The sequence below is a fragment of the Isoptericola sp. NPDC060257 genome, from assembly GCF_042726645.1.
Taxonomy (GTDB): domain Bacteria; phylum Actinomycetota; class Actinomycetes; order Actinomycetales; family Cellulomonadaceae; genus Isoptericola; species Isoptericola nanjingensis.
Genome location: NZ_JBHXAW010000280.1, coordinates 1 through 5824, shown reverse-complemented (window position 1 = coordinate 5824; position 5824 = coordinate 1). Strand labels below are relative to the sequence as shown.

5 protein-coding genes and 1 other RNA gene are annotated in these 5824 nt (G+C 74.6%); 1 reads left to right on the top strand and 5 read right to left on the bottom strand.

The features are described from left to right. Positions 1-51: 51 nt before the first annotated feature. Positions 52-1203 carry an ROK family protein gene (locus tag ACFWEK_RS18045; RefSeq protein WP_430546893.1) on the bottom strand — a complete coding sequence of 384 codons (1152 nt, stop codon included), beginning with the start codon at positions 1201-1203 and terminating at the stop codon, positions 52-54. Positions 1204-1449: 246 nt separating this feature from the next. On the opposite strand from ACFWEK_RS18045, the gene ACFWEK_RS18040 reads away from it, so the two are divergent. Beyond that, positions 1450-2448: a DUF4349 domain-containing protein gene (locus ACFWEK_RS18040; RefSeq protein WP_430554917.1), complete on the top strand. Its 999-nt coding sequence runs from the start codon at positions 1450-1452 to the stop codon at positions 2446-2448. Positions 2449-2479: 31 nt separating this feature from the next. Here the strand turns inward: ACFWEK_RS18040 and ACFWEK_RS18035 are convergent, their stop codons facing one another. The 4 genes from ACFWEK_RS18035 to ACFWEK_RS18020 form a co-directional block, all read right to left on the bottom strand. Next, positions 2480-4198, bottom strand: a complete 1719-nt coding sequence (locus tag ACFWEK_RS18035) for a beta-N-acetylhexosaminidase (RefSeq protein WP_430554916.1) — start codon at positions 4196-4198, stop codon at positions 2480-2482. Between the two features lie 103 nt (positions 4199-4301). Beyond that, positions 4302-4669: a transfer-messenger RNA gene (gene ssrA / locus ACFWEK_RS18030) on the bottom strand. 131 nt (positions 4670-4800) lie between these two features. Continuing rightward, positions 4801-5301 (bottom strand): SsrA-binding protein SmpB, encoded by a 501-nt coding sequence (smpB, locus tag ACFWEK_RS18025; protein ID WP_430546890.1) that lies wholly within the window; start codon positions 5299-5301, stop codon positions 4801-4803. A 102-nt stretch (positions 5302-5403) separates the two neighbouring features. Continuing rightward, a partial coding sequence (locus ACFWEK_RS18020) for a M23 family metallopeptidase (protein WP_430554915.1) occupies positions 5404-5824 on the bottom strand: 421 nt, incomplete at its 5' end.

Below are 5824 nucleotides of genomic sequence, written 5' to 3'. Positions count from 1 at the left end.
CCGCGACGAGGTGCCGGGGGCGGCGCGCGCGGTGCGGGCAGTTCGTCGGGGTCAGGAGACGCCGAGCTGGGCGGCCAGCACCAGGACGGCCGCACCGGCGAGGACGACGTCCTCGTCGAGCGTGGCCATCCGCAACCGCAGCCCGGCGGCCGTGGCCGGCATCGTGCGGTCCGTCAGGGTCTGCAGGGCGGCGGTGCGCAGCGCGCCGTCGAGCAGGTCGGCGGGGCCGCTGAGCAGCACCTCGCCGAGGTTCAGGGCGCCCACGACGGGCGCGAGCGCGACGCCGAGGGTGCGGCCGACGCCGGCGAGCGCCTCGTCGGCTGCGGCCGGGTCCAGCCCGGCGACGGCGCGCCGCAGCGCGGGGGCGGCGAGCACGGTCTCGAGGCAGCCGCGGCGCCCGCAGGCGCACAGCTCCCCGTCGTCCACGACCGTGACGTGGCCGAGCTCGCCCGCGGCGTCGGCCGAGCCGTGCACCCGGGAGCCGTCCACCATCACGCCGGCGCCCACGCCCTGCCCGACCGTGAGGACGAGCATGGAGTCGGCGGCGCCGCCGTAGGTGTACTCGCCGAGGGCGGCGGAGTTCGCGTCGTTGGCCACGTGGACAGGCAGGGCCAGCCGGTCGGTGAGGATCGCGGCCAGCGGCAGGTCGGTCCACTGCCGGTTGGGCGCCTCGACGACGCGGCCGGAGTCGTCCACGACGCCCGGCGAGCCGACGCCCACCCCGATGACGGGGCGCGTCGCGGCGGAGATCAGCGTGCGCGCGAAGCGGGTGAGCAGGTCCACGAGCTCGTCGCCGACCTGCCCGGCGACCGGCAGCGAGCGGCGTACGACGGCCTCGCCCGTGAGCGTCATGACCGCGCCGCGCATGACGGCGTCGTCCGACAGGTCGACGGCCACGATCTGGTAGGCGTCGGTGCGCATCCCCACGAGGATCGCGGGCTTGCCGACGCGGCGGCCGGGCTGCACGCCCAGCTCCTCGACGAGCCCCTCGGCGAGGAGGACGTTCACCAGGTCGGAGATGGTCACGCGGGTCAGGGAGGTGGCTCGCGCCAGGTCGGCCCGGGAGGTCGGCCCCTCGTGGAACAGGTGCTGGAGCACCAGGGAGCGGTTGTGCGCCCGGGCGTGCTCGGGGAGCACCTTGGAGGTGGCTCGCAGGCCGGCACCCAGACCCCGTCGTGCTGTGCGCGTCGTCGGCGTGGACATGTTTGTTAGTACAGCGTCTTAACTAGCCCTCTGTCAATCCGCGATCCCCCGCGCTCCGACAGGTGTGACCGGATCGTGACGGACGGCCGGTGCCGAGGCCTCGGAGGACCACGACAGCCCGACGAGAGGACGACGGCGGGACGACCGGCAGGACGACATCGGCCAAGGTCACGGTCTCGCCACGGTCGGGTCACGATCGCGCGGCCCGCCGCGGACGCGACGCCGCCGCGCCCTACGCTCTGAGCCATGCCCGCCACCCCGCGCCAGGCCCGGACCCGCCGCGCACCGCTCCGCACGGTGCTGGCAGCGACGCTGCTGCTGGTCATGACGGCCTGCTCGTCGGGCGGTGCCGACTCGGGCGGGGCGTCCTCCGGCGTGGAGGCCGGCGGCGCCGTCGCGGACGCCGTCGCCCCCGAGGAGGCGGCGGGGGCGTCCGTCGCGGAGAGCGCCGCGGAGCCCGGCGCCGCCGCGGCCCGCGAGATCGTCACCACCGGCCGCGCGACCGTCGTCGCGGACGACCCGGCGGCGGCGGCGACGCGGCTCGCGCGACTGGTCGAGGAGGCCGGCGGCCGCGTCGAGCGGCGCTCGGAGACGGCCGCCACCGACGACTCCCCGGGATCGGCGTCGCTGACCGTGCGGGTTCCCTCCGACCGGATGACGGGCGCGGTCGAAGCCCTCGACAAGCTCGGCACCGTCGAGAGCGTCGACGTGGACAGCACGGACGTCACCAGCGAGGGGCAGGACCTCGACGCCCGCATCGCCGCGCTGACGACCTCCACGGACCGGCTGCGCGAGCTCATGAAGTCCGCCGGGAGCACGGAGGACCTGCTCCAGGTGGAGCAGGAGCTGTCCGAGCGCCAGGCGGACCTCGACGCGCTCACCGCGCAGCGCCAGCGCCTGTCCGACCAGGTGGCGATGTCGACGCTCGACGTCGAGATCGTGCCCGAGCCGGTCGCCGCGGCCCAGTCGCGCGGCGGGTTCCTCGGCGGCCTCGCCTCGGGCTGGGGCGCCCTCGTCACGACGGTCCAGACGGTCGTGCTGGTGCTGGGCGTGCTGCTCCCGTGGCTCGCCCTCGGCGGGATCGGCTACCTCGGCTACCGCTGGCTGCGCAGGCGCACGCGGCCCGAGGCCGGGGCCGATGGCGGCCCGACGGACCGCCCGGGCGAGGACGGCCCCGGCGACCCGGACGCACCGCACCCCGCCTCGCCCGACGAGGCCCCCGAGCCGGTGCCCGCCGGCCGCTGACCGGTCGGCCGCTGCTGCGGCTTGCTCCGGCTCACCCCCGGCCCGGCTGCTCCCCCGGCTCCGCGCCGTCGCGCCCCTCGACCCAGCCGCCCATCCCGGCCCAGCCGGCGGCCGCGCGCTCGGCGTCGAGGTCCCGCGGCCACCCCGCGACCCCCGGGCGCTGCTGCCAGGGCCGCGGCCCGTCGAGGGGACGGTACTCGACGCCCGCGGCATCGAGCCGGGCGAGGTGACCGTCGCGCAGCCGCTCGTCGAAGCCCGGCGCCGCGGGGTTCCAGACCGCCTCCGCGAACGCGACGAGGCGCGGGAAGGCCGCGTAGTCGACCCGCCGCGCCGAGTCGAGGTGCTCGCTCCAGAGCTGCGCCTGGGCGCCCAGCACCGTGCCCGGCAGGTCGCCGGCCAGCTCGGGGCGCGCCTCCAGCAGCCCGGCCGGCAGCGGCTCGAACGCCCGCACGTCGGCGACCGTACGCACGAAGCCGACGGGGACGGGCTCGTCGTCGCCGTCGGCAGCGCGGTGGTCGAGGTACACCTCCTGCTCGGGGGCCATCACGACGTCGTGCCCGGCGGCGAGGGCGTCGGCGGCCACGGCGTGGCCGCGCCAGCAGGTGACCACGACGTCGCGCGGCAGGTCGGGCCCGAACGCCTCGTCCCACACGACGGCGCGGCGCCCCTTCGCCCGGAGGTGCTCGGCGAGCCGCGCGAGGAACCACCCGTGGAGGCGGGCCACGTCGCCCTCGCCGTCGGGGCCGACGAGGCCGAGCTCGGCGGCGCGCGCCACGATGTCGGGACGCTCGCGCCACGCCGTCGTGGGCACCTCGTCCCCGCCGAGCGCGACGAACGGCGAGTCGAAGACCTCGCACACCTCGTCGAGCACGCCCGCGAAGAAGTCGACCGCGGCGTCGGACGGGTCGATCACGTCCTGACTGATGCCCCAGGTGGTGCGCACCTCGTGCGTGCCGGGGCGCGCGGCCAGCTCGGGGTAGGCCGTGAGCAGCGCCTGCACGTGGCCGGGCGAGCCGATCTCGGGGACCACGGTGACGCCGCGCTCGCGCGCGTAGGCCACGATCTCCCGCAGGTCGTCGCGCGTGTAGTGGCCCCCGTGCGGCCGGCCGTCGTAGCGCTCGGCGCGCCAGGTGCCGACGCCCGACTCACGCCGCCACGACCCGACCTCCGTGAGCCGTGGGTACCGCTCCACCTCGATCCGCCATCCCTGGTCGTCGGTGAGGTGGAGCTGCAGCACGTTGAGGTGGTGGGCGGCGGCGAGGTCGACGAAGCGCAGCACGTCCGCCTTCGGCAGGAAGTGCCGCGCGACGTCCAGCAGCACGCCGCGCCAGCCGAACCGGGGCGCGTCGTCGACGGTCACGACGGGCAGCGCGAGGGCAGCGCGGCCGGCGCGGCGGAACGCCTGGGGGCCGGCCAGCTGCCGCAGCGTCTGCGCGGCCGCGTGCGCCCCCGCGGCGTCGCCCGCCGCGACCCGCACGACGGCGTGACCGCCGCCGTCGGCGACGGTCACGCGGTAGCCGCCGGCCGGGACGGCGGTGTCGACGCCGAAGGTCACGTCCGCGTCCGGTTCGCCGGGGCCCGTCGGCACCAGGTCCAGGCCGAACGCGTCCTCGCTCGCGCGGCGCCACCACCGGGCGGCGGCGCGCAGGTCCGGGTCGGCGGCGACCCGAGCGCCGTCGCGCAGGGACAGCACCTCTCCGTCGGCGCGCACGGACACGGGGGCGGGGACGACGTCGGCGGCGTACGGCATCCGGCCACCCTAGGAATGTTCGGGCTCCGAAGCAATGGGTCGCTCCGCTCCCGCCCGGACGCACGACAGGCGGGCCACCGAGGGGTGGCCCGCCTGTTCGCAGGGGTGGAGCTGCCGGGAATCGAACCCGGGTCCGGTGGCGCTATTCGAGGACTTCTCCGGGCGCAGTCTGCTATGATTTTCTCGGCCCCCGCACTCACGCAGACAAGGTGCGGACGGGCCCAGTCACCTTGGAGTCCCCGCCGCCCCGGTGACGAGGGCGACGAGCAGTGGCTCTCTAGATGACGTGAGCTACCGGGTCGAGAGCAATCCCGGGCTCACGGACTTCGGAGCTCGCTCAGGCGGCGAGGGCGAAGTCGGTGCGCTTGTTATCGGCACCTATAGGTTTGCAGGCAAGCGTTCACGAGATGAGCCTGCATCCTCGGCCCGCTTCTCCTCGAAGCACGACCACCGTCGAAACCGATCAGCCCCTATGCATTTTTCAAACCGGGTCTGCCGACCCCGGCGGTCACGGCGAACCGTGCCGACGTCGTCCAGTCTAGTGGATCAACCACCGCGGGTGCGCCCTTATTTCCGCCGGCCGTGCCGCGAGGAGGACCCGCTCAGCCGAGCAGCTCCTGGTGCCGGATGGCGCGCTGCGCCTCGCGCATGTCCTGCTGCTCGCGCAGCGTCTGCCGCTTGTCGTACTCCTTCTTGCCGCGTGCCAGCGCGATCTCCACCTTGGCGCGGCCGTCCAGGAAGTACAGGCTCAGCGGGACGAGCGTGTGCCCCTTCTCCCGGGACTTCACGCCCAGCCGGTCGATCTCGTCGCGGTGCAGCAGCAGCTTGCGCTTGCGGCGCGGAGCGTGGTTGTTCCAGGTCCCCTGGAAGTACTCGGGGATGTGGACGTTCTCGAGCCACGCCTCGCCGTTGTCGATCGCCGCGTACCCGTCGAGCAGCGACGCACGGCCCATGCGCAGCGCCTTCACCTCGGTGCCGGACAGCACGATCCCGGCCTCGACCACGTCCTCGATCACGTAGTCGTGGCGGGCCTTCTTGTTGTTCGCCACGATCGTGCGCGGGTCGCCCTGCTTCTTCTTGGCGCCCTTGGCCTTGTTGGACACGGTCTCCTCCTCCCGGGTTCGCGGTCTCGCGACGACCCAGGATACGGGAGCCTGGCGTCGCGGCCAGGGCATTTCCTCGCCGCGCGAACGCCCGGCGGGACGTCAGTTCAGCCAGCCGCCCATCGGGTCCGTGGTGCTGCCGTTGACGTAGACCTCGAAGTGCAGGTGGCACGCCGCCGACGTCCCCGTGGACCCGGAGTAGCCGATGATCTCGCCCTTGCCGACCTTCTCGCCCACGCTCACGGTGTCGTAGGTCAGGTGCAGGTACCGGGACATCACGTTGTCACCCTGGTACGAGCCGTGGTTGATGAGCACGTTGTTGCCGCCGCCGGACGTGTAGTGCGCCTGCTCGACGTAGCCGCTCTGGGCCGCGTAGATGGGCGTGCCGCAGTACGTGCGGATGTCGGTCCCGGCGTGCAGCCGCCAGTAGTGCAGCGTCGGGTGGAACCGCATCCCGTACGAGCTGGTCACCACGTGGTAGTTCGTCGGCCAGCCGAGGAACGGTCCGGACGAGGACGACCCC